The organism is Aurantiacibacter flavus (assembly GCF_039710615.1).
In the GTDB taxonomy this organism is placed as follows: Bacteria; Pseudomonadota; Alphaproteobacteria; order Sphingomonadales; family Sphingomonadaceae; genus Alteraurantiacibacter; species Alteraurantiacibacter flavus.
The window spans coordinates 535237-552947 of sequence record NZ_JBDLBR010000002.1 but is presented as its reverse complement, the minus strand read 5'-3'; the positions used below and the strand labels follow the sequence as shown (position 1 = coordinate 552947).

At 64.3% G+C, this 17711-nt stretch carries 22 protein-coding genes; 11 read left to right on the top strand and 11 right to left on the bottom strand.

The features are described 5' to 3' along the window. The first annotated feature begins 45 nt into the window (after nt 1-45). On the top strand, nt 46-909 hold the full coding sequence (locus tag ABDJ38_RS07285) for a DUF4349 domain-containing protein (RefSeq protein WP_346784420.1): 864 nt from the start codon (nt 46-48) through the stop codon (nt 907-909). Here ABDJ38_RS07285 and ABDJ38_RS07280 read toward each other — a convergent pair. Further along, entirely contained in the window at nt 906-1235 is a 330-nt protein-coding gene (locus ABDJ38_RS07280) for a 2Fe-2S iron-sulfur cluster-binding protein (RefSeq protein ID WP_346784764.1), read from the bottom strand. The two genes, ABDJ38_RS07285 and ABDJ38_RS07280, sit on opposite strands and share 4 nt — an antisense overlap. Before the next feature lie 5 nt (nt 1236-1240). After that, nucleotides 1241-2320, bottom strand: a complete 1080-nt coding sequence (locus ABDJ38_RS07275; protein WP_346784419.1) for a cysteine desulfurase family protein — start codon at nt 2318-2320, stop codon at nt 1241-1243. A gap of 390 nt (nt 2321-2710) precedes the next feature. Here ABDJ38_RS07275 and ABDJ38_RS07270 point away from each other — a divergent pair, with 390 nt between their 5' ends. Then, a complete protein-coding gene (locus ABDJ38_RS07270; protein WP_346784418.1) occupies nt 2711-3028 on the top strand; it encodes a putative quinol monooxygenase in 318 nt (105 codons plus the stop codon). Here the strand turns inward: ABDJ38_RS07270 and ABDJ38_RS07265 are convergent. The 5 genes from ABDJ38_RS07265 to ABDJ38_RS07245 all read right to left on the bottom strand — a co-directional run bounded on the left by ABDJ38_RS07265 (nt 3012) and on the right by ABDJ38_RS07245 (nt 4809). Continuing rightward, nucleotides 3012-3350, bottom strand: a complete 339-nt coding sequence (locus ABDJ38_RS07265) for a c-type cytochrome (RefSeq protein WP_346784417.1) — start codon at nt 3348-3350, stop codon at nt 3012-3014. The two genes, ABDJ38_RS07270 and ABDJ38_RS07265, sit on opposite strands and share 17 nt — an antisense overlap. Before the next feature lie 214 nt (nt 3351-3564). Further along, nucleotides 3565-3768: a hypothetical protein gene (locus tag ABDJ38_RS07260; RefSeq protein WP_346784416.1), complete on the bottom strand. Its 204-nt coding sequence runs from the start codon at nt 3766-3768 to the stop codon at nt 3565-3567. A 1-nt stretch (nt 3769) separates the two neighbouring features. Further along, nucleotides 3770-3964 carry a hypothetical protein gene (locus ABDJ38_RS07255; protein ID WP_346784415.1) on the bottom strand — a complete coding sequence of 65 codons (195 nt, stop codon included), beginning with the start codon at nt 3962-3964 and terminating at the stop codon, nt 3770-3772. 78 nt (nt 3965-4042) lie between these two features. Beyond that, nucleotides 4043-4297, bottom strand: a complete 255-nt coding sequence (locus ABDJ38_RS07250) for a cold-shock protein (protein WP_346784414.1) — start codon at nt 4295-4297, stop codon at nt 4043-4045. Between the two features lie 182 nt (nt 4298-4479). Next, nucleotides 4480-4809 carry a hypothetical protein gene (locus ABDJ38_RS07245; RefSeq protein ID WP_346784413.1) on the bottom strand — a complete coding sequence of 110 codons (330 nt, stop codon included), beginning with the start codon at nt 4807-4809 and terminating at the stop codon, nt 4480-4482. A 66-nt stretch (nt 4810-4875) separates the two neighbouring features. Between ABDJ38_RS07245 and ABDJ38_RS07240 the strand changes: the two genes are divergently transcribed. Next, a complete protein-coding gene (locus tag ABDJ38_RS07240) occupies nt 4876-5127 on the top strand; it encodes a hypothetical protein (protein ID WP_346784412.1) in 252 nt (83 codons plus the stop codon). 128 nt (nt 5128-5255) lie between these two features. Here ABDJ38_RS07240 and ABDJ38_RS07235 read toward each other — a convergent pair whose 3' ends face one another. Further along, nucleotides 5256-6242 (bottom strand): cysteine desulfurase family protein, encoded by a 987-nt coding sequence (locus ABDJ38_RS07235; protein WP_346784411.1) that lies wholly within the window; start codon nt 6240-6242, stop codon nt 5256-5258. A gap of 103 nt (nt 6243-6345) precedes the next feature. On the opposite strand from ABDJ38_RS07235, the gene ABDJ38_RS07230 reads away from it, so the two are divergent. Together ABDJ38_RS07230 and ABDJ38_RS07225 are read left to right on the top strand one after the other, a co-directional pair. Continuing rightward, complete coding sequence (locus ABDJ38_RS07230) at nt 6346-7002, top strand: alpha/beta hydrolase (RefSeq protein ID WP_346784410.1); 657 nt, start codon at nt 6346-6348, stop codon at nt 7000-7002. A gap of 174 nt (nt 7003-7176) precedes the next feature. After that, nucleotides 7177-7869, top strand: a complete 693-nt coding sequence (locus ABDJ38_RS07225; protein WP_346784409.1) for an energy transducer TonB — start codon at nt 7177-7179, stop codon at nt 7867-7869. A gap of 8 nt (nt 7870-7877) precedes the next feature. On the opposite strand, the gene ABDJ38_RS07220 is transcribed toward ABDJ38_RS07225, so the two are convergent. Beyond that, the gene (locus ABDJ38_RS07220; protein ID WP_346784408.1) at nt 7878-8084 is read right to left on the bottom strand and encodes a hypothetical protein; all 207 of its coding nucleotides are present in this window, start codon (nt 8082-8084) and stop codon (nt 7878-7880) included. Nucleotides 8085-8168: 84 nt separating this feature from the next. On the opposite strand from ABDJ38_RS07220, the gene ABDJ38_RS07215 reads away from it, so the two are divergent. Then, complete coding sequence (locus ABDJ38_RS07215) at nt 8169-10001, top strand: DUF885 domain-containing protein (RefSeq protein ID WP_346784407.1); 1833 nt, start codon at nt 8169-8171, stop codon at nt 9999-10001. A gap of 31 nt (nt 10002-10032) precedes the next feature. Here ABDJ38_RS07215 and ABDJ38_RS07210 read toward each other — a convergent pair whose 3' ends face one another. Continuing rightward, a complete protein-coding gene (locus ABDJ38_RS07210; RefSeq protein ID WP_346784406.1) occupies nt 10033-10389 on the bottom strand; it encodes a hypothetical protein in 357 nt (118 codons plus the stop codon). Nucleotides 10390-10544: 155 nt separating this feature from the next. Here ABDJ38_RS07210 and ABDJ38_RS07205 point away from each other — a divergent pair, with 155 nt between their 5' ends. After that, nucleotides 10545-12089: a hypothetical protein gene (locus tag ABDJ38_RS07205; RefSeq protein ID WP_346784405.1), complete on the top strand. Its 1545-nt coding sequence runs from the start codon at nt 10545-10547 to the stop codon at nt 12087-12089. Nucleotides 12090-12128: 39 nt separating this feature from the next. Here the strand turns inward: ABDJ38_RS07205 and ABDJ38_RS07200 are convergent, their stop codons facing one another. Then, nucleotides 12129-13748 carry a phosphoenolpyruvate carboxykinase gene (locus tag ABDJ38_RS07200; RefSeq protein WP_346784404.1) on the bottom strand — a complete coding sequence of 540 codons (1620 nt, stop codon included), beginning with the start codon at nt 13746-13748 and terminating at the stop codon, nt 12129-12131. Between the two features lie 216 nt (nt 13749-13964). Between ABDJ38_RS07200 and ABDJ38_RS07195 the strand changes: the two genes are divergently transcribed. Genes ABDJ38_RS07195 through rapZ form a run of 4 tightly spaced genes read left to right on the top strand, consistent with a single transcriptional unit; the run spans nt 13965 to nt 17672 of the window. Further along, on the top strand, nt 13965-14744 hold the full coding sequence (locus tag ABDJ38_RS07195; RefSeq protein ID WP_346784403.1) for a response regulator transcription factor: 780 nt from the start codon (nt 13965-13967) through the stop codon (nt 14742-14744). Next, nucleotides 14737-16290 carry a stimulus-sensing domain-containing protein gene (locus ABDJ38_RS07190; RefSeq protein ID WP_346784402.1) on the top strand — a complete coding sequence of 518 codons (1554 nt, stop codon included), beginning with the start codon at nt 14737-14739 and terminating at the stop codon, nt 16288-16290. The genes ABDJ38_RS07195 and ABDJ38_RS07190 overlap by 8 nt, the downstream gene beginning before the upstream one ends. Next, nucleotides 16287-16721 carry an HPr kinase/phosphorylase gene (locus tag ABDJ38_RS07185; protein ID WP_346784401.1) on the top strand — a complete coding sequence of 145 codons (435 nt, stop codon included), beginning with the start codon at nt 16287-16289 and terminating at the stop codon, nt 16719-16721. Before ABDJ38_RS07190 ends, ABDJ38_RS07185 begins: the two co-directional genes overlap by 4 nt. A gap of 42 nt (nt 16722-16763) precedes the next feature. Continuing rightward, entirely contained in the window at nt 16764-17672 is a 909-nt protein-coding gene (gene rapZ / locus ABDJ38_RS07180) for an RNase adapter RapZ (RefSeq protein ID WP_346784400.1), read from the top strand. Nucleotides 17673-17711 lie beyond the last annotated feature (39 nt).

Genomic DNA, 17711 nt, shown 5'->3' with positions numbered 1-17711 from the left:
CGGCAAAAATAAGGCGCACCCTATGAGCTGGCTGGAGAGCGTATCATGAAGCGTTTGTTTGCAATGAGTTGCGCAACTCTGGCGCTCGCGTCTTGCGGACAGCAGGGTGAGTACAGCGCGGTCGAAGAGCGTCTGACGACGATGGATATGGCCGAACCTTCCGCTCCGGCGGAAGATGCGGCGAGCGGAGAAATTCCGGTCTCTATCCCGCAGATCGCCTACGTTTATGAGTATGGTTTTCGCCTTGCGGCGAACGACATGGCGCCCTTGCAGGAGCGGCACGTAGCCCTGTGCGAAAGCATGGGGCCTCAGCAATGCCGGGTGCTGGAAATGCGCTCTTCGGGTGACGAGGGCGACTACGCCTACGGCTCGCTCAACCTCGCGGTGGCGGCAGACAAGGCGCGAGCATTCGGAGCGCAACTCGCGGCGACTGCTGGTGAGGCGGGCGGCGAGCAGGTATCGTCCGCGATCACCGGCGAAGATCTTTCCAAACAAATCGTCGACACCGAAGCGCGGCTGCGGGCGCGCACCGCCTTGCGCGATCGGCTTATGGAAGTGCTCGAGACGCGGCGCGGGACGGTGGCTGAACTGGTCGAGGCTGAACGCGCCGTCGCCCAGGTCAACGAAGAAATCGACCAGGCGCGTTCCTGGCTTGCGGAGATGCGCGGGCGGGTCGATTTCAGCCGGGTCAATGTGCAATATCAGAGCGGTGCTCCTTCCGGCGGCGGTTTCACAGAGCCGATCCGGCACGCATTCGGCTCGGTCGGCTCGGTGCTCGGCAACGTCATTGCAGCGCTGATCGTGCTGGCCACGGCTGCCATACCGATCGGCCTTGTCGTATGGCTCGGTCTGCTTGGCTGGAGGCGATGGAGGCCGAAGAAAAACCCCGCACCCGACACCGAGAGCTAGAACCCTTGCGCGTTGTGGCTGGCCTCGGGAATGCGCACCTCCAGCCCGTCAAGCTCCTCGGTGAGCAGTATCTGGCATGACAGGCGGCTGGTCGCCTCCACGTCCGCGGCGAGGTCGAGCATGTCCTCTTCCTCCTCGCTGGCTTCGGACAGGCGGCCGAACCATTCGCGCGCGATGATTACATGGCAGGTCGAGCAGGCCATCTGGCCCTCGCACGTCCCTTCGAGCGGCATACCGGCGCGCTGGCCCACTTCGAGCAAGCTATCGCCCGGCGCGGCCTCGACCGCGCACTTTTCGCCCTCGCGTGTAATGAAGGTGACCTTGATGGTGTCTATCCTTGTTGCGACGCAGCAACTATAATTCGTTCAGCCGCCTCTTCAAGCTCGGAAAGCGTGGTGTAGCGCCCGAAACCCAGCCGGATCGACGATTTTGCCTGCGCGCCGCTCAGCCCGATCGCGCGCAGCACGTGGCTGGAACGTCCGCTTCCGCTGGCGCAGGCCGAACCGGCCGAGAACATGACATCGCGGCAGTCGCTCATCAGCCGGGCGACATCGAGCCCCTCCTGGCGCAGGTTGATATTGCCGTGCCAGCGTTCCTCCGCGCCGCCGTTCAGCGCCCACCCGGCAAACAGCTCGCGGGCGCGCTGCCACAGCGCTTCGACATGCGCCGCGTCCTCCTCCATCCGATCAGCCGCCAGCGCCGCCGCCGCGCCGAACCCGGCGCACAGCATGGGTGACAAGGTGCCCGAACGCAGGCCCTGCTCCTGCCCGCCGCCGGTAGAGATCGGTGCCAGCTCCACCCCGTCGCGCAGCCACAGGGCGCCAATGCCCTTCGGCCCGTGCAGCTTGTGCGCGCTGACCGCGATCATGTCGGCCTCGGCGCAGGCGAGCTTGCCATAGGCCTGCACCGCATCGCACAGATAGAGCGCGCCCGCCTCCTGCGCGCGGCCAAACCAATCGGCGGTCGGCTGGACAGTGCCGATCTCGTTGTTGGCCTGCATCACCGCGACCAGCCGCGTTCCCTCGGGCAGCGCTTGTGCCGGATCGCAAAGCCCCTCGCCCGTGACCTTCAGTTCACGGTGCTGGCCCAGCGCCCGCGCCGTATCGAGCACGGCCGCATGTTCGATGGCCGAGCACGCCACCGGCCCGGCCCTTGCAGCAAAGGCCCCGCGCATGGCCAGATTGATGGCCTCGGTAGCGCCGCTGGTGAAGATGACGCGCCCACCCGCCGGAAACAGCGCCGCGACCTGATCGCGCGCGACCTTCACCGCAGCAGCAGCCATACGCCCCATCCGGTGCGGCGAATGCGGGTTGCCGAACTGCGCGCTGCCCGGCCCGCCGAGCCACGGCTCCATCGCCTCCCGCGCTTCGGGCGCAAGCGGGGTGGTGGCCTGATAGTCGAGATAGATCATGCCCGGCCCGCCGTGCTAATAAGATGACGAAGTTGACACCCCGACAAGCGTCCTTGCTCGGCGTTATCCCTCAGAATTGCGCCATTTCTATGCCAGCCCGTAAAGTTGACAGTCTGGCGGAGTTTTTCCGGGTGGGCCGTGCGCTTCATAGCCCCCTTGTGGGGCTTTCGACGTCTGTAGGAAAGGGCTGACCCTTCTTCCGCTCGCCCTAAGCTTGTCGAAGGGCCGTTCTTCTTTGTTTTGTCAGACCGCGATTCAGAAAAGCAGCCCTTCGACAAGCTCAGGGCGAGCGGTGTTTCTGTGGGAGCACCGACTGTACGTCCCCCAGCCCAAGCTTGATCAAGTGACATGAGCATGGCTTGATCACCCGTCCTGCTATACCGTCCCGCCATGCTCCTGATCGTCGGAACCGTTCGCCTGCCCGCCCACAACCTTGAGGCAGCCCGACCGATCATGCAGCGCATGGCCGAGGCAAGCCGCGCCGAGGAAGGCTGCGCGGAATACAGCTACGCCGAAGACCTGTTCGACCCCGGCCTGATCCATGTAAAAGAGATGTGGGTCGATCAGCACGCACTCGACCGCCACAGCGCATCTGGCCGAATGGCGAGCGGCATGGCCGGACCTCGGCATCGGCGAGCGCAACCTTTGCGCCTACGATGTGGCAGAGCCGCGTGCGACCTAGGCCAGCCGCTTACTGCGCTGTCCTGAGCGCATCGAGATAGGCCAGCAAGTTTTCGATATCGCCCTCTTCGAACTTGAAGATCGGCATTTCGGAGGTGTGGCCAACCTGAATTCCCCGCTCGAACGAGCCTGCCACCGCCCACGCCGGCAACCGGTGCGAAGCCACCTCGAGGCTGGGAGCGTTGGGATTGGGGGAAGTGCCATCTTCAAGCGCATGGCAGCTGGCACAATTGGCCTCAGCGAAAGCCCGGCCCTTGGCGGCGCTTTCGGAAAGACCAGTCGCATCGCGATCGGTTACGCAAGCCGTAACGAGCAACGCACCAGCAACAATCAGCACAGGCTTGAGCACGATAGAGTTCCTTTTGGTCTTTTGCGGAGCTCTAGCGGAACATGCTTCATCGGCGCAAGTAAACTGCGGCGACGGGAGCATGGGTCAGCTTGCCGGACTGTGCGGCGGTGGAGAGGTGCTTGGGTTTGGATGACCGGGCGCTATCGAGGAACCTTGGGCAGAGCCGAAACGGCGAGCATTGCCCAAAAAATCCGATCAGGGTCGGCAATGCCTGCTAGGTGTGGTGGCGACGATGTTCGGCCAGAGCGTCTTCAAGCCGCGCATAGGAATATTGCCCGACGCGATAGTGGACGGACGTCACGGCTATGATCCCTTCCGGCAGCGCGGCTGGCGTATCGGGCTTCAGGGAACCACCTTCGCTTTCCCATGCGCCGGTTCCAGGCTGATCGGGGTTCGGTGCGATTGGTGCGATGCTCATGTCATCCATCCTCCTCAGCGGGGCCACGTTCGTCGCGAGGCCAGCCCTGACCGGACAGGCCATTCGTCCTTCGCCACTCGGCCAACCGCTTGGCTCGCCCTCCCAACAGATCGATGGCGTCCTTGCGTTCTTCAGCCGTGCCCGACCGGTCGACCTTCATCGCGGCAAGCTGGTGATCGAAGAGAAACTTGTTCATCGGCATGGCAACGAATCCTGGCAAGAGGGGGCGGGCGTAAGCCGGGGGAAGTGATCCCCCCCGGCCTGCTTGTCGGCGTCAGCCCTGTTGGGCGCTGGCCTGATCCTTCTGGTTCTGGCCATCGCCCTGCTGGGCCTGCAGGTTCACGGCAGTCTTCTTGCCGCCATCGACTTCGCTGGTTTCATAGCTGAAGCGCTGATCGACCTTGGGCATCTGGCCTTCCTGCTGCAGGTCCGCCTTCTTGAAGCGGAGTGCATCGCCACCCTTTTCAGGGGTGATCGAGCCGGTGCCCGAGCTGCTGTCGTAGCTTTTGATCTTGCCAAAATGTGACATTTGTCATTCCTTCGTACGAGTGTGCAGCGCGCCAGAATTGACCCGGCTGCGACTAGGAGGCGGAACTGAAGGAAAGAGCTTCCGAAGGTGGAAGCGGTGACCGTCGATTGCGACTGGTAGCTGAGTTTTAGATGGGGACGGCGGGCGACGATTACAAGCTCAGCGCGGCGGGCGCTGACCGCTTACCGGGCTGTTTGAAGCGCCTCGAGACATGCCAGCAGATTGTCGATATCGCCCGCTTCGAACTTGAAGACCCGCATCTCGGATGCGTGGCCCACCTGAATTCCCCGCTCGAACGAGCCTGCAACTGCCCAGGCCAGCAGTCGGTGCGAAGCCACTTCGAGGCTGAGAGCGTGGGGAGGGCTTATCTTCAAGCGCATGGGCGGAATGGAAACGGCGAGAATGGGGAAGAAAAAATTGCGAGCCCCCCGGCATCGTCTTGTAATACCGCCTCCAAGTTGCCCTAATAAAAACGTGCTTGCGCCCGCACAGTCTTGTGTTGAATATTCCATTCAATCCAATCGAGCGCAGATTCGAAGGACTGTCGGAGAGGTGATTTCCAGACAGGGGACGCATGAATGAATACGAATTTGCGAATTACATGCTTGATGATCGCGGCACTTGCGGTCAGCGGCTGTTCAACGATGCTGGCCAATGAAGCTCGCTCGGACCTAGCCGCACAGTGCGCTTCGATGGGGCCCAACATGCGGTTTCTTCAAGGCGAAACTCATAAGTCAGACAATCCTCTGTTTTCAAAGGCCAGCGTGCAGGGTCAATGCGTGGGGCCTGACCATCCCGAATACGAAAATGCTGTCGCCCCGGAAGAATAGTCTGCATCGCCCTGAGCCTGTCGAATTTGCAGATCGGGCAAAGCCCCGACGACGGCTGTTCTTGATGAATTGTGGACCGACATAAAAACAAGGACGGCCTTCGAACGGCTCAGGGCAAGCGGTCAATGCTATTGAAGCCCCCGCCAAGCCTTCACAAAGTCCTCCAGCTCCGCCGCCGTGGTATTCCACCCCAGCGACACCCGGATCGTGCGCCGCGCCGCGTCGTCCTCCAACCCGAAGGCATCGAGCACGCGGCTCTTCTTCAGCGTGCCCGACGAGCACGCACTCCCAGCCGATACCGCAAAGCCCATCGCATCGAGCCGGATCAGCAACGCCTGTGCGCTTATGCTCGGATGCGTGAGCGGCACGATGTAATCCACCTGCTCGCCCAGATCGAGAACGTCGCCCGCCAGCGCCTCGCGAAACTCCGCGCGTTCCGCCACAGAGGTCGCCCAGTCGCCCGCCTCCAGCGCTGCGGCCATACCCATGATCGCGGGCAGGTTCTCGGTTCCGGCGCGATAGCCGCGCTCGTGTCCGCCCATCGGTTCAAGCAGTGCTAAGTCGCGCACCAGCAGCGCGCCGACACCAATCGGCCCGCCAAACTTGTGTGCAGAGATCACCGCCATATCGACCTGCGGCAAGGCCAGCTTGCCCGCGCTCTGCGAGCAGTCGGACAGCACCAGGGCCCCTGTCTCGCCCAGCACCTCAGCCATGTCCGCGACTGGATTGATCGTGCCGGTCTCGGGGTTGACGTGCTGGATCGCGAACACGGTGTCGCCATCAAGCGTGACATCCTCGGAATAGACCTCCGCATCAGGCGCGGCGCGAAACACTGCGTCGTGCTCCACCGCGCTGACCACGCGGCGGCTTGCTTTCGCGCGGCCCAGCCCCAGCGCCAGAGCCTCGCTTGCGCCCGATGTGAAGATGACCTCGCCAGTCCAGCCGAGCACCATTTTCACCCGTTCGCGCGCATCCTCAAGCGCCGCCTTGGCCTTGCGGCCTTCGGCGTGCGGCGAGCTGGGATTGGCCCAGATCGCAAAGCCCTCGTCGATCGCGGTGCGCGCTTCCGGGCGCAGCGGCGAGGTTGCGGCGTGGTCCAGATAGATACGGGTCATGCGGAAAGAATTGCGAATAACGCCATCGTCCCTATATAGCCGCCCACTTCACCCGCGCCAGCCGCGCGGTTTCAAAACCCAATAAAGCAGAGCCGATCCGCCCATGCCGCACGTTATTTTCCCCGGCCCCGAAGGCCGTCTCGAAGGCCGCTTCTCTCCCGCCCCGCGCCCCCGCGCGCCCGTGGCGATGATCCTCCACCCGCATAGCCAGGGCGGCGGGACCATGAACGACCGCATCGTCCAGCGCCTCTACAAAACCTTCGCAGACCGAGGCTTCGCCACGCTGCGATTCAATTTCCGCGGCGTCGGCAAGAGCCAGGGCAGTTTCGACAATGGCATTGGCGAGCTGTCGGACGCCGCCTCGGCGCTTGACTGGGTGCAGTCGATCCACCCCGAAGCGCAGGTGACCTGGGTCGCCGGCGTCAGCTTCGGTGCGCTGATCGGGATGCAGCTGCTGATGCGCCGCCCGGAGATTCGCGGCTTCGTCTCGGTTGCGCCGCCCGCGAACATGTACGATTTTTCATTCCTCGCGCCCTGCCCGGCCTCGGGCATCTTCATCCAGGGCACGGCCGATACGGTGGTGCAGCCCAACAGCGTCCAGAAGCTGGTCGACAAGCTGCGCACGCAGAAGCACATCACGATCCATCACGACGAGATCCCGCGGGCGAACCACTTCTTCGAGAACGAGATGGACGAGCTGATGGCCTCGGTCGACAACTACCTCGACTTCCGGCTCGATCCGTCCTGCCCGATTACCTGATCGGCTGACCGCAGATCGGCGCGCCGGGCGGGAACCTGGCCGGCTCTCCATCCGTAAATCCCTCCAGGACCGTCACTTGACGGACGGAAAGTCGCGCCTGAATTTGGTGGCTTTTCTCCGGCTTCGGCTCGTGGTAATGTGTTACATAATAACATTACAAAGAGGGAGTTTGATATGGCCTATGTTGACAGCACATCCGCGCCCGGCGCCCGGGCGAGGGCCTTGCTCGGAGTGGGCGCGATCCATGCGATCATGGCCCTCGGCGTCTATACCGGCTTGACCATTACCGGTGTGATCGCCCCGCCCAAGAAAATCGTGACCGCGTGGAACGTACCCACCCCCGTGCCGACTCTCGACCCGCCACCACCCGAACAGAAAGCCGAGCAAGACCCGATAGTTCCAACCTATAACCCGCCCAAGGCGCCCGACCGGATCATCGACCTGCCGGTCGAAACCCCTTCGGTGGCAGAGCGGTTCGACGACGGACCGATCATGCCCACGATTCCGGCCAAGCTACCGGGCAGCACTGTTGGCGATAACAACCTCGCCCTGCCCACGCCCACGCCGAGCTTCGCCGCCGTCGGCCCGAGGGCATCCAACAACTCCGCCGGCTGGATCACCACCGACGACTATCCGCGCCGCGACCTCATGCGTGGCAACGAAGGCACGGTGCGCTATCGCCTCGTCGTGGCGAGCAATGGCCGGGTTGAGACCTGCGAAGTCACGCAGAGTTCGGGCCACAGCGGTCTCGACGGCGAGACTTGCCGCCTGCTCAGCCGCCGCGCGCGGTTTGAACCGGCCAAGGATACCAGCGGCGCGCAGGTGGTCGGCACCTTCACCGGCGCGGTGACCTGGCAAATCCCCTGAGCACAGCCCTAGTCCTCGACGGCGGCGGCTTCCTGAAGGCTTTCGCCGCCGTCGTTGGCGGGGACCACCCAGATCACGACATTGGCAATCATCACGAAGGCCAGCATCGCCATCAGCAGCGCCTTCTGGGTGTTGCCCTTGCGGAACAGCGAATAGGCCCCGCCTACCAGCACAGCGGCGGCGAGCATCACAAGTGAAAGCACGAAGTCGGACATGACCACCGTCTAGCCAAGGCCTCGTTCGCCGCCAAGAGCATGGTCGCGGTTTGACTTGCCCGGTTGCGGCTGTAACCAGATGTCATGCACAGCTTCGCCACCCCCATGCTCACCCGCCGCGCGGCCCTGAAGGGCGCCTCGGGCCTCGCCATCGCCGCCACGCTTCCCGGCTGCATCACAGCCACCAGCCCCACTCCCGATGCCAATGCGCTGCTCGACGATGTCGCCTGGCGGCTGCTCGCGCACGAGCCCGATCGCGCGACGTCGCTCGGGGCCGATACCGGCGTGCATGCGGCGCTGCGCGGGCAACTAGAAGATACGACGCCCGAAGGCCAGGCGGCCTATGCCGCCACCCTGCGCGAAGATCTGGCGCGCGTATCCGCGGTCGACGAAGCCGGGCTAGCCCCTGCCACCCGCACCAGCCTTGAAGTGGTGAAAAGCGCCTATGCCAACGCGCTCGAAGGCTTTGCCCAGCCCTATGGCGACGTTGCGGTCGGATCCTGGCGCAATGCGCCCTATGTCGTGATCCAGAACGTGGGCAGCTATCTCGACCTGCCGCGCGCCCTCGATTCGGATCAGCCGCTGCGCGATGGCGCCGATGTCGATTTCTACATGGCGAAGCTGGCGCAGGTGCCCGCCGCGCTGGCGGGCGAGCTGACCCGGATGCGGTCGGCGCGCAAGATGGGCCTCGTCGCGCCCGACTTCCTGCTCGACAAGGCCATTGGCCAGATGGAGCAGACCATCGCCGATACGGCGGAGGGTGGCGCCTGGGTGATGCCGCTCGGCCGCTCCGACATGGCCGAAGCCAAGGCGGCAGTGCCCCATGCGGTGCGCCTCGCACAGAGCGCCATTGCGCCCGCCCTCGCCGCGCAATTGGAAGAGCTGAAGGCCGAACGCGCGCTTGCCACCTCCGATGCCGGTATGTGGGCGCGTCCCGGCGGGCCAGACTACTATCGCTGGGCACTGAAGGCGAGCACCACCTCCGACCTCACCCCTCAAGAGGTCCACGAACTGGGCCACGACACGCTTGCCTCGATCCACGCCGAGATGGACCCGATCCTGCGCTCGTTCGGCTATACCGAGGGCACGGCAGGCCAGCGCATGAAGCAGCTTTCCGAGGACGAACGCTTCCAGTTTGCCGAGGGCGACGAAGGCCGCGCGCAGATCATGGACTTCATTCACGAACGCATCGACTGGATCCGCGCGCAGATGCCGCGCGCCTTCAGCCGCACCGTAACCGCCCCGCTCGAAGTGCGCCGCCTGCCGCTCGCCGAAGAGCCAGGCGCACCGACCGCCTATGGCGGCGCGGGCTCGAAGGATGGCTCGATCCCCGGCAAGATGTGGATCAACCTGCTGACCACCGCTCTGCACCGCAAATATACCCTGCCCACGCTGGTCCACCATGAAACCATTCCCGGCCACGTGTGGCAGGGCGAATATTCGAACCAGCTCCCGCTGATCCGTTCGATCCTCGCCTTTAATTCCTTCAGCGAAGGCTGGGCGCTTTATGCGGAACAGCTTGCCGACGAACTCGGCGCCTATACCGACCACCCCGCATGGCAACTCGGCTATTTGCAGGATGCAGCCTTTCGCGCCTGCCGTCTGGTGGTCGATTCGGGGATGCACGCCAAGCGCTGGAGCCGCGCCGAGGCGCTCGCCTTCATCACCGAACAGACCGGCGACGGGGTGGACGAGATGGCGAGCGAGATCGACCGCTATTGCAGCTGGCCGGGGCAGGCCTGCGGCTACATGGTGGGCAAGCTCGAAATCCTGCGTCAACGCGACCGTGCGCGCGATGCACTCGGCCCACGTTACGACCTCAAGGACTACAACATGACGGTGGTCGAAGGCGGCAACGTCCCGCTCGACGTGCTGGCGGGCAACATCACCCGCTATATCGCGAGCGCGACCGGCTAGGCCGGGCGCCCGCGATAGCGCGAGCGCAAGATCAGTTCTTGCCGAACAGGCCCTTGGCCATGCCCATCACATCGTTGACCGGGTTTCCGTCACCATCCCGGTCAAGCAGGTGGGCGAGGCTGGAGGGGTCGTTCCTGATCGCATTGGCGAACTCGGCAAGCGAGCCTTCGCCGCCGATCTGCTCCACGATCTGGGCCAGCGTGCCAGTGTCGAGCCCGGTCTTGGCCGAGGCGAGTTCCACGGTGTCGCCCTGCATGGGATGCGCCTGGCCAAGCGCGGCAATCGCCTTTTCGGCCATCGCCGGGTCGATCCCGACCTTGGCGGCGAGGTTCACCACATCGTCGGGCGCGCCCCCGATGGTCTTCAGGATTCCATCAAGCATGCTCATGATCTGTCTCCTTTTGCTCTGCGGCCAATAGTGCCCTCCGAAGATGCAAAAACAAGGACGGGTTTGCATATGGTCGCCCTGGCCTTTCGCCTTGAAGCTTTGATCTGCGAGAGGCATCGTCACGCATAATCGGGACGGACGGGGACAAGACAAACATGCACAGGCTGATCGCCGCACTCTGCTGCATCGCGCTGATAACAACACCCGCGCAGGCGCGCTGGCGCAAGGCCGAAAGCGAGCACTTTGTTATCTATGCCGACGATTCGGCGCGCGATCTCGAACGGTTCGGCAATATGCTGGAACGGTTCCACCAGGCGCTTGAATTCATCACGGGGAGAACCACCGAGACGCCGAGCCCGTCCAACCGCGTCACCATCTATGCCGTCGGCAGCAGTGCAGATATGCGGCGACTAGCCGGGGACAAGAAAATCGCCGGCTTCTATTCCGCCCGCGCAGGAGGGTCGGTCGCCTTTGTCCAGGATGCCTACCCGACCTCGGGCGAGCTGCCCTTCTCGGCCGTCGTCGTTTTGCACGAATATGCGCACTATTTCGCCTCAATCGCCACTCGGTTTCCGCAGCCCCCGTGGATGTCCGAAGGAAGCGCGGAGTTCTTCGCATCAGCCCGCTTTCCGTCCGATGGCAGAGTGGAGATCGGCCGCCCCGCGATGCACCGCGCCGGAGATCTCTTTTACGCGGTCGACGTGCCGATCCGCGAATTGCTCGACGCGGACCTTTACGCCCAGCGGACGAGCACCCGGCACGACGCTTTCTATGGCCGCTCCTGGCTGCTGTTTCACTATCTCAACCTGTCTGGCGAACGCCCGGACGAGTTGCGTGCCTACACGGATGCGCTGAGCAACGGCATGGGCGCTCTGGCGGCTGCGGAGCACGCGTTCGGCGATCTCGATCAGCTGGAATCTGACCTCGACAGTTATCTGCAAAGGCGCCGTCTGACGATGCTCAACCTGCGCGCATCCATGGTAGAGCCGGGTGCCGTCACTGTCAGCGAACTCAGCGATGGCATGGACGAGGTTCTCCCCTTGCAGATCGTCTCGAAACGCGGGGTGACCCGCGAACAGGCGGTGGAGCTGCTGCCGGAGATGCGCGCGGTCGCCGCCTCCTATCCTGACGATGCCGGTGTTCTTGCCGCGCTGGCCGAAGCCGAGCTGGACGCGGGCAACGATGCCGAGGCGATAGCAGCGGCTGACGCGGCCATCACCGCCGATCCCTCGGTGGTAAATGCCTACGTGCAGAAAGGCTATGCGCTGTTCAATCTGGCGGCAGATGCTTCTGCCAACAAACGCGAAGAAGCCTATCACGCGGCCATGGCGCCTTTCAGCGCGCTAAACGCGAGGGAGCCCGACCACCCGCTGCCGCTGATCCATTTCTATCGCAGCTTGCAGAAAAGAGGCAAAGAGCCGACCGAGCTCGCCCGTCAGGCGCTTGAGCGCGCGAGCCAACTTGCGCCGTTCGATCGCTCACTTGCGCTCGAGGTGGCGGCAATGCTCGCCAGCGAGGGCAGAATCGCCCTTGCCCGCACACTAGCCGCGCCGCTGGCCTTCGATCCGCATGGCGGGAAGCTGGGCAAACTGGCGCAATTCTTCATGAACGCCACCAAGGATGCAGAAGAGGCGGCACCCTTCCACTGGATGCCGCCCCTCATGATCGACGAACCCGAGGTGGAACCCGAACCGGCCTAGCCGCCGGGTCACACCTCGTAATTTCAGTCCTGAACTGCCTCAGGCAGGCTGCGCAGCGAGCTGCGGGGCGGCCTGTTTCACGGCGTCGTCGACATAGGCCTCGAACTGCTCGAAGTTGCCGACGAACAGCTTCACCAGATGCTGCGCCATTTCGTCGTAGGCTTCCTTGTCGGCCCAGGTCGAGCGCGGGTCGAGGATCGTCTGGTCGATGCCCAGTTCCTCCAGCGCGGGCACGAACACCGGCACTTCGAAACCGAAGTTCGGATCGGTGCGATATTCGACACCGTCCATCTTGCCATCGAGTGCCGCGTTCAGCAGCCCGCGCGTCGCTTTCAGTGGCATGCGGTTGCCGACGCCGTACTTGCCGCCGGTCCAGCCGGTGTTGAACAGCCAGCACTGCGCATTGCCCTCGGCGATCCGCTTCTTGAGCAGGTTGCCGTAAACCGACGGGTGGCGCGGCATGAAGGCGGCGCCGAAGCAGGTCGAGAAGGTGGCTTCGGGCTCAGTCACGCCGATCTCGGTGCCGGCAACCTTCGCAGTGTAGCCCGAGAGGAAGTGGTACATCGCCTGCTCGGGCGTCAGCTTCGCGATCGGGGGCATCACGCCGAAGGCATCGGCGGTCAGCATCACCACGTTCGACGGCACCGGGCCGAGGTTCTTTTCCGAGGTGTTCGGGATGAACTCGATCGGATAGGCGCCGCGAGTGTTCTCGGTCTTGCTGGTGTCGGTGAAGTCGATCTCGCGCGTGCCCTCGTCCATGGCGACGTTCTCGAGGATCGTGCCGAACATGCGGGTGGTGGCGTAGATCTCCGGCTCGCCCTCGGCCGAAAGGTCGATCACCTTGGCATAACAGCCGCCTTCGAAGTTGAAGACCGCCGAATCCGACCAGCCATGCTCGTCATCGCCGATCAGCGTGCGGCTGGCATCGGCCGAAAGCGTAGTCTTGCCGGTGCCCGACAGGCCGAAGAAGATCGCCGTCTTGCCGTCGGCGCCGATGTTGGCCGAGCAGTGCATCGGCATCACGCCCTGTTCGGGGAGCAGATAATTCAGGAGGCCGAACACGCCCTTCTTCATCTCGCCCGAATATTCGGTGTTGCCGATCAGGATCAGCTTCTCGGTGAAGTTGACCGCGATCACGGTGTCACTGCGGCAGCCGTGGCGTTCCGGATCGGCCTTGAAGCTGGGCAGGTTGATGATCGTATATTCGGGCGTGAAGTCGGCGAGCTCATCCTGCGTCGGGCGCACAAGCAGCGTGCGCACGAACAGCGAGTGCCAGGCCATCTGCGTGATCACGCGCACGTTCACGCGGTATTCCGGCTGCGAACCGCCGAACAGGTCGGCCACGTAAAGCTCGTCCTTGCCTTCCAGTTCGGCAAGGAAATCGGCCTTGAGGTTGGCGAAGTGCTCGGGGCTCATCGGCTGGTTGATGGCACCCCAGTTGATCGAGTCCTCGGTGGTGGCATCGCGCACCACGAACTTGTCCTTCACGCTGCGCCCGGTGAAGCGCCCCGTCTCGACCACCAGCGGGCCATGCGCCGCCAGCTTGCCCTCGCCGCGTTCCAGTGCATGCTCCACCAGCGCGGCAGTTCCCATGTTGGGATGGATCTTCGCCTTGGTCGAAAGGCCTTGTTCGGACAATGAAACGTTCAGGGGTGTCACATGCGTCTCCTCACGCAGGTTGTGTCATGGCGCTCTTGGGCGTTCGCCGGGCTATTGGCAGGGCGCATAGGGCTAGCGCCTCGCAAGGTCAATTTGCTGCAAGCCGAAGGTGCAGCAACTGACCTGAAATGCTACACGATTGCGTAAGTTGGCAACAGCGCATGATTGAGAAAGTTGTACCGGCGCGGTAGTCCGCTCCGGTAACGAGGTGATTGCATGAGTGAAGCAACAGAGGATCAGCGCGGCGGCGAAAGCGTGACAGACCCGACTTCGGGCGAGCCGCAACGTGTGATCGCGCTGGTCGACGATGATCGCAACATCCTCACCACGCTTTCCATCGCCTTGCAGGCCGAGGGCTATGCCACCCGCGTCTATTCCGATGGCGAAGCAGCCCTGGGTGCGCTGCTGTCCAACCCGCCCGACCTCGCGGTGTTCGATATCAAGATGCCGCGCATGGACGGGATGGAGCTGCTCGGACGGCTGCGCGAACATTCGCCGCTGCCGGTGATCTTCCTCACCAGCAAGGACGAGGAGGAGGACGAAGCAGCCGGCCTCGCCATGGGGGCCGACGACTATATCGCCAAGCCCTTCAGCCAGCGCCTGCTGCTCGCCCGGATCGGCGCTATCCTGCGCCGCGCCGCGCCGCTGGTGCCGGGCGAAGAGCCGCGCGAACGTCCGACCGAGGCCGAAGGCGGCGTCATCACGCGCGGGCGGCTGGCGATGGATCCGGCGCGCCATCAGGTGACCTGGGACGGGCGCGAGGTCAGCCTCACCGTCACCGAATTCCTGATCCTCGAAGAGCTGGCGCGGCGCCCCGGCGTGATCAAAAGCCGCAACCAGCTGATGGATGCGGCCTACCCCGACGACATCTTCGTCGACGACCGCACGGTCGATTCGCATATCAAGCGCCTGCGCCGCAAGTTCCGCGCCGCCGATCCCGAGTTCTCGGCCATCGAAACGCTCTATGGCGCGGGCTACAGCTTCTCCGATGGCTGAAGAAGACCTGCGCGCCAGTCGGCTCGAACGGCTGGCCTTCCCGCTCGGCGCTTCGCTCACCGCGCGCATTCTGGCGGTGAACCTGATCCCGCTGCTGGTGCTCGCGCTGAGCCTGTTCTTCCTCGATTCCTACCGCCGCCAGCTGCTCGACGAGCGCTATAAGCTCGCGCGCATCGAGGCGCAGATCACGGCAGAGGCGCTGGCCGGGGCCACGCCCGAGCGGCAGAAGGCACTGCTGGTGCAGATCGGCAAGGAACAGCGCATGCGGCTGCGCATGTACGACGCCGCGGGCAAACTCATCGCCGATAGCTTCGCGCTCGACGCCCCGGCCTTCACGCTATCCGATCCCGCTGACACGCCCTTCACCGATGACCTTGCCCGGTGGACCGATCAGGCGGTGAACTTCGCGGTGCGGGCCGATGCCGCCCCGCCCTATGTCGAGCCCGATGATCTCAACGCCGATGCCTGGCCCGAACTTTCGCGCGTGCGCCAGCAGGGATTCACCCAGATCGAACTGCGCCGCGCACCCGACGGCACGCCGATGATCACTGCCGCTGCGCCCGTGGGGCTTAACGGCGCCAGCCTGCTCACGACACGCCACGCGGTCGATATCACGCAGGCCGTGCGCAGCGCCCGCACCAGCCTTCTGACGATCATCTTCATCGCTCTGGCGGTCTCGATCGTGCTCTCGCTCTATCTCGCCGCCACGATCATCGAGCCGCTGCGGCGGCTGGTACGCGCGGCGGTGAAGGTGCGCGCAGGGCGCGAGCGCGAGATCGAGGTGCCGCGCATGGATGAACGCACCGACGAAATCGGCCTGCTCGCCCGCGCGGTGTCCGACATGACGGGCGCGCTGCGCCACCGGATCGACGCGGTCGAGAGCTTCGCCGCCGATGTCGCGCACGAAATCAAGAACCCGCTCGCGAGCCTGCGGAGCGCCATCGAATCGCTGCCCCGCGTCACCGAACCCGGCCTGCGCGCGCAACTCGAGGAAGTCGCCGCGCACGACGTGCGGCGAATCGACCGGCTGGTGAGCGAGATTTCGGAAGCCAGCCGGATCGACGCCGAACTGAGCCGCGCCACTTTCGAACTGGTCGATCTGGCCGAGCTGTTCGCCAATGTCGTCGCCACCAAGCAGACACGTGGCGAAGTGCGCGACTGCGTGGTGACGGTCGAAAAGCAAGTGGATGACGCGCGCGTGCTCGGTGTGCCGCTGCGGCTGGAGCGGGTGGCGGAAAACCTGATCGACAATGCCGTGTCGTTCTCCCCGCCCGGCGGGACCATCACGGTGACGATCCGCCGCCACGGTAACCGGCTTGCCACACTGGTATGCGATCAGGGCCCAGGCATCCCCGAAGGCGAGCGCGAGAAGGTGTTTCGCCGGTTCCATTCGCAGCGGCCCGATCACGAGAACTTCGGCAACCATTCGGGGCTCGGGCTCGCGATCGCGCGCACCATTATCGAGGCGCATGACGGCACGCTCCTGGTCGCTGACGAAAGCCCGCTCGGCGGGGCCTGCCTGATGTTCGAGCTGCCCGTCACATGAGCATGGTGCTTGCCAATGTGAGCTGCGTCGCCGTCGATGGCCGGGCGCTGTTGATCGAAGGTCCGCCCGGCGCAGGCAAGTCAAGCCTTGCGCTCGCCCTGATCGAAGAAGGGGCTCGGCTGATCGGTGACGACGGGGTCACGCTTGCCGCCGAGGGCAACCAACTGATCGCTTCTCCGCCGCCGCACATTGCCGGGCTGATCGAGGTGCGCGGCGTCGGCCTCGTCTCGTTGCCGACCACCAGCGCCCCGGTGGCGCTGGCCATTGCGCTCGACGAAGCAGCGCCGCGGCTGCCCGATGAGCCGCATACGGCGCGCTGGTGCGGCATCGCCGTACCCCGCCTTTCGCTCTATCCCGACACCGCCACCGTACCCTTGCGCGCGCGCTGGGCACTGCGCCATCATGGGACGACGACCCCGTCATGCGCTTAGGGTCTTTCCTTTTGCGTCGCAAAAGCGCATTGAGCGCGCCCGATGGTCGCGTCGCAAACTGACGATCCCCAGCGTATCCTGCTGGTCACCGGCATGCTCGGCGCGGGCAAGTCGACCGTTCTGCGCGAGCTGGAAGATCTTGGCTGGGAAGCGATCGACAATTTCCCCGTCCGCCTGCTCGACCGCCTGATCGGCCCAGACGGCGCAAGCTACCCGCTCGCCATCGGCTGCGATTGCCGCACGCGCGGGTTCGTTCCGGTCGACATTATCGAACAGGCAAAGGCCCTGCTGGAAGACGGCCGGATCGAACTGACCACGGTCTTTCTCGATTGCGCCGGGCACGAGTTGGAGCGCCGTTTCAACGAGACGCGCCGCCGCCACTTCCTCGCCGCCGACCTGCCGGTATCCTCGGGCATAGCCGCCGAGCGCGAGCTGCTCGCACCGCTACGCCGCTGGGCCGAAGTGCTGATCGACACCACCAATTTCACGGTCAACGACCTCAAGCTGGCGGTGCGCGAACGCTTCGCGCCCTCCGCATCGCAGCAGCTCACCGTCACCGTTTCCAGCTTCGGCTTTTCGCGCGGGATGCCGCCTTCTGCCGATCTGGTGTTCGACATGCGCTTCATCGACAACCCGCACTGGGTCGAGGAGCTGAAACCGCTCACCGGGCTCGATGCCGCGGTGGGCGAGCATATCGAGCGCGATCCGACTTTTCCCAGCGCCTTTGCCAAGATCGCCGACCTCGTGACCGAGCTGCTTCCGCGCTATGCGGCGCAGGGCAAGACCTATGTGAACATCGCCTTCGGCTGCACCGGTGGCCGCCATCGCAGTGTATACAGCGCGCAGAAGCTGGCGGAGGTCTTGCGTGAGGCTGGCTTTTCGCCCACGGTCATTCACCGCAATCTGGGCTCGCGCGCGGTCGAGCTTGTCGAAGGCACGCAACACCCGTGACTCTAGTGGCAAACCCTATGCAAATTTTCTCGACAGGCG

What these genes read in the sequence shown, in the direction of transcription:
- ABDJ38_RS07285 (WP_346784420.1), top strand. Translation starts at nt 46, where the DNA reads ATGAAGCGTTTGTTTGCAATGAGTTGCGCAACTCTGGCGCTCGCGTCT.
- ABDJ38_RS07275 (WP_346784419.1), bottom strand. Translation starts at nt 2,320, where the DNA reads ATGATCTATCTCGACTATCAGGCCACCACCCCGCTTGCGCCCGAAGCG.
- ABDJ38_RS07270 (WP_346784418.1), top strand. Translation starts at nt 2,711, where the DNA reads ATGCTCCTGATCGTCGGAACCGTTCGCCTGCCCGCCCACAACCTTGAG.
- ABDJ38_RS07260 (WP_346784416.1), bottom strand. Translation starts at nt 3,768, where the DNA reads ATGAGCATCGCACCAATCGCACCGAACCCCGATCAGCCTGGAACCGGC.
- ABDJ38_RS07255 (WP_346784415.1), bottom strand. Translation starts at nt 3,964, where the DNA reads ATGAACAAGTTTCTCTTCGATCACCAGCTTGCCGCGATGAAGGTCGAC.
- ABDJ38_RS07250 (WP_346784414.1), bottom strand. Translation starts at nt 4,297, where the DNA reads ATGTCACATTTTGGCAAGATCAAAAGCTACGACAGCAGCTCGGGCACC.
- ABDJ38_RS07245 (WP_346784413.1), bottom strand. Translation starts at nt 4,809, where the DNA reads ATGGAATATTCAACACAAGACTGTGCGGGCGCAAGCACGTTTTTATTA.
- ABDJ38_RS07240 (WP_346784412.1), top strand. Translation starts at nt 4,876, where the DNA reads ATGAATACGAATTTGCGAATTACATGCTTGATGATCGCGGCACTTGCG.
- ABDJ38_RS07235 (WP_346784411.1), bottom strand. Translation starts at nt 6,242, where the DNA reads ATGACCCGTATCTATCTGGACCACGCCGCAACCTCGCCGCTGCGCCCG.
- ABDJ38_RS07230 (WP_346784410.1), top strand. Translation starts at nt 6,346, where the DNA reads ATGCCGCACGTTATTTTCCCCGGCCCCGAAGGCCGTCTCGAAGGCCGC.
- ABDJ38_RS07225 (WP_346784409.1), top strand. Translation starts at nt 7,177, where the DNA reads ATGGCCTATGTTGACAGCACATCCGCGCCCGGCGCCCGGGCGAGGGCC.
- ABDJ38_RS07220 (WP_346784408.1), bottom strand. Translation starts at nt 8,084, where the DNA reads ATGTCCGACTTCGTGCTTTCACTTGTGATGCTCGCCGCCGCTGTGCTG.
- ABDJ38_RS07215 (WP_346784407.1), top strand. Translation starts at nt 8,169, where the DNA reads ATGCACAGCTTCGCCACCCCCATGCTCACCCGCCGCGCGGCCCTGAAG.
- ABDJ38_RS07210 (WP_346784406.1), bottom strand. Translation starts at nt 10,389, where the DNA reads ATGAGCATGCTTGATGGAATCCTGAAGACCATCGGGGGCGCGCCCGAC.
- ABDJ38_RS07205 (WP_346784405.1), top strand. Translation starts at nt 10,545, where the DNA reads ATGCACAGGCTGATCGCCGCACTCTGCTGCATCGCGCTGATAACAACA.
- ABDJ38_RS07195 (WP_346784403.1), top strand. Translation starts at nt 13,965, where the DNA reads ATGAGTGAAGCAACAGAGGATCAGCGCGGCGGCGAAAGCGTGACAGAC.
- ABDJ38_RS07190 (WP_346784402.1), top strand. Translation starts at nt 14,737, where the DNA reads ATGGCTGAAGAAGACCTGCGCGCCAGTCGGCTCGAACGGCTGGCCTTC.
- ABDJ38_RS07185 (WP_346784401.1), top strand. Translation starts at nt 16,287, where the DNA reads ATGAGCATGGTGCTTGCCAATGTGAGCTGCGTCGCCGTCGATGGCCGG.
- rapZ (WP_346784400.1), top strand. Translation starts at nt 16,764, where the DNA reads ATGGTCGCGTCGCAAACTGACGATCCCCAGCGTATCCTGCTGGTCACC.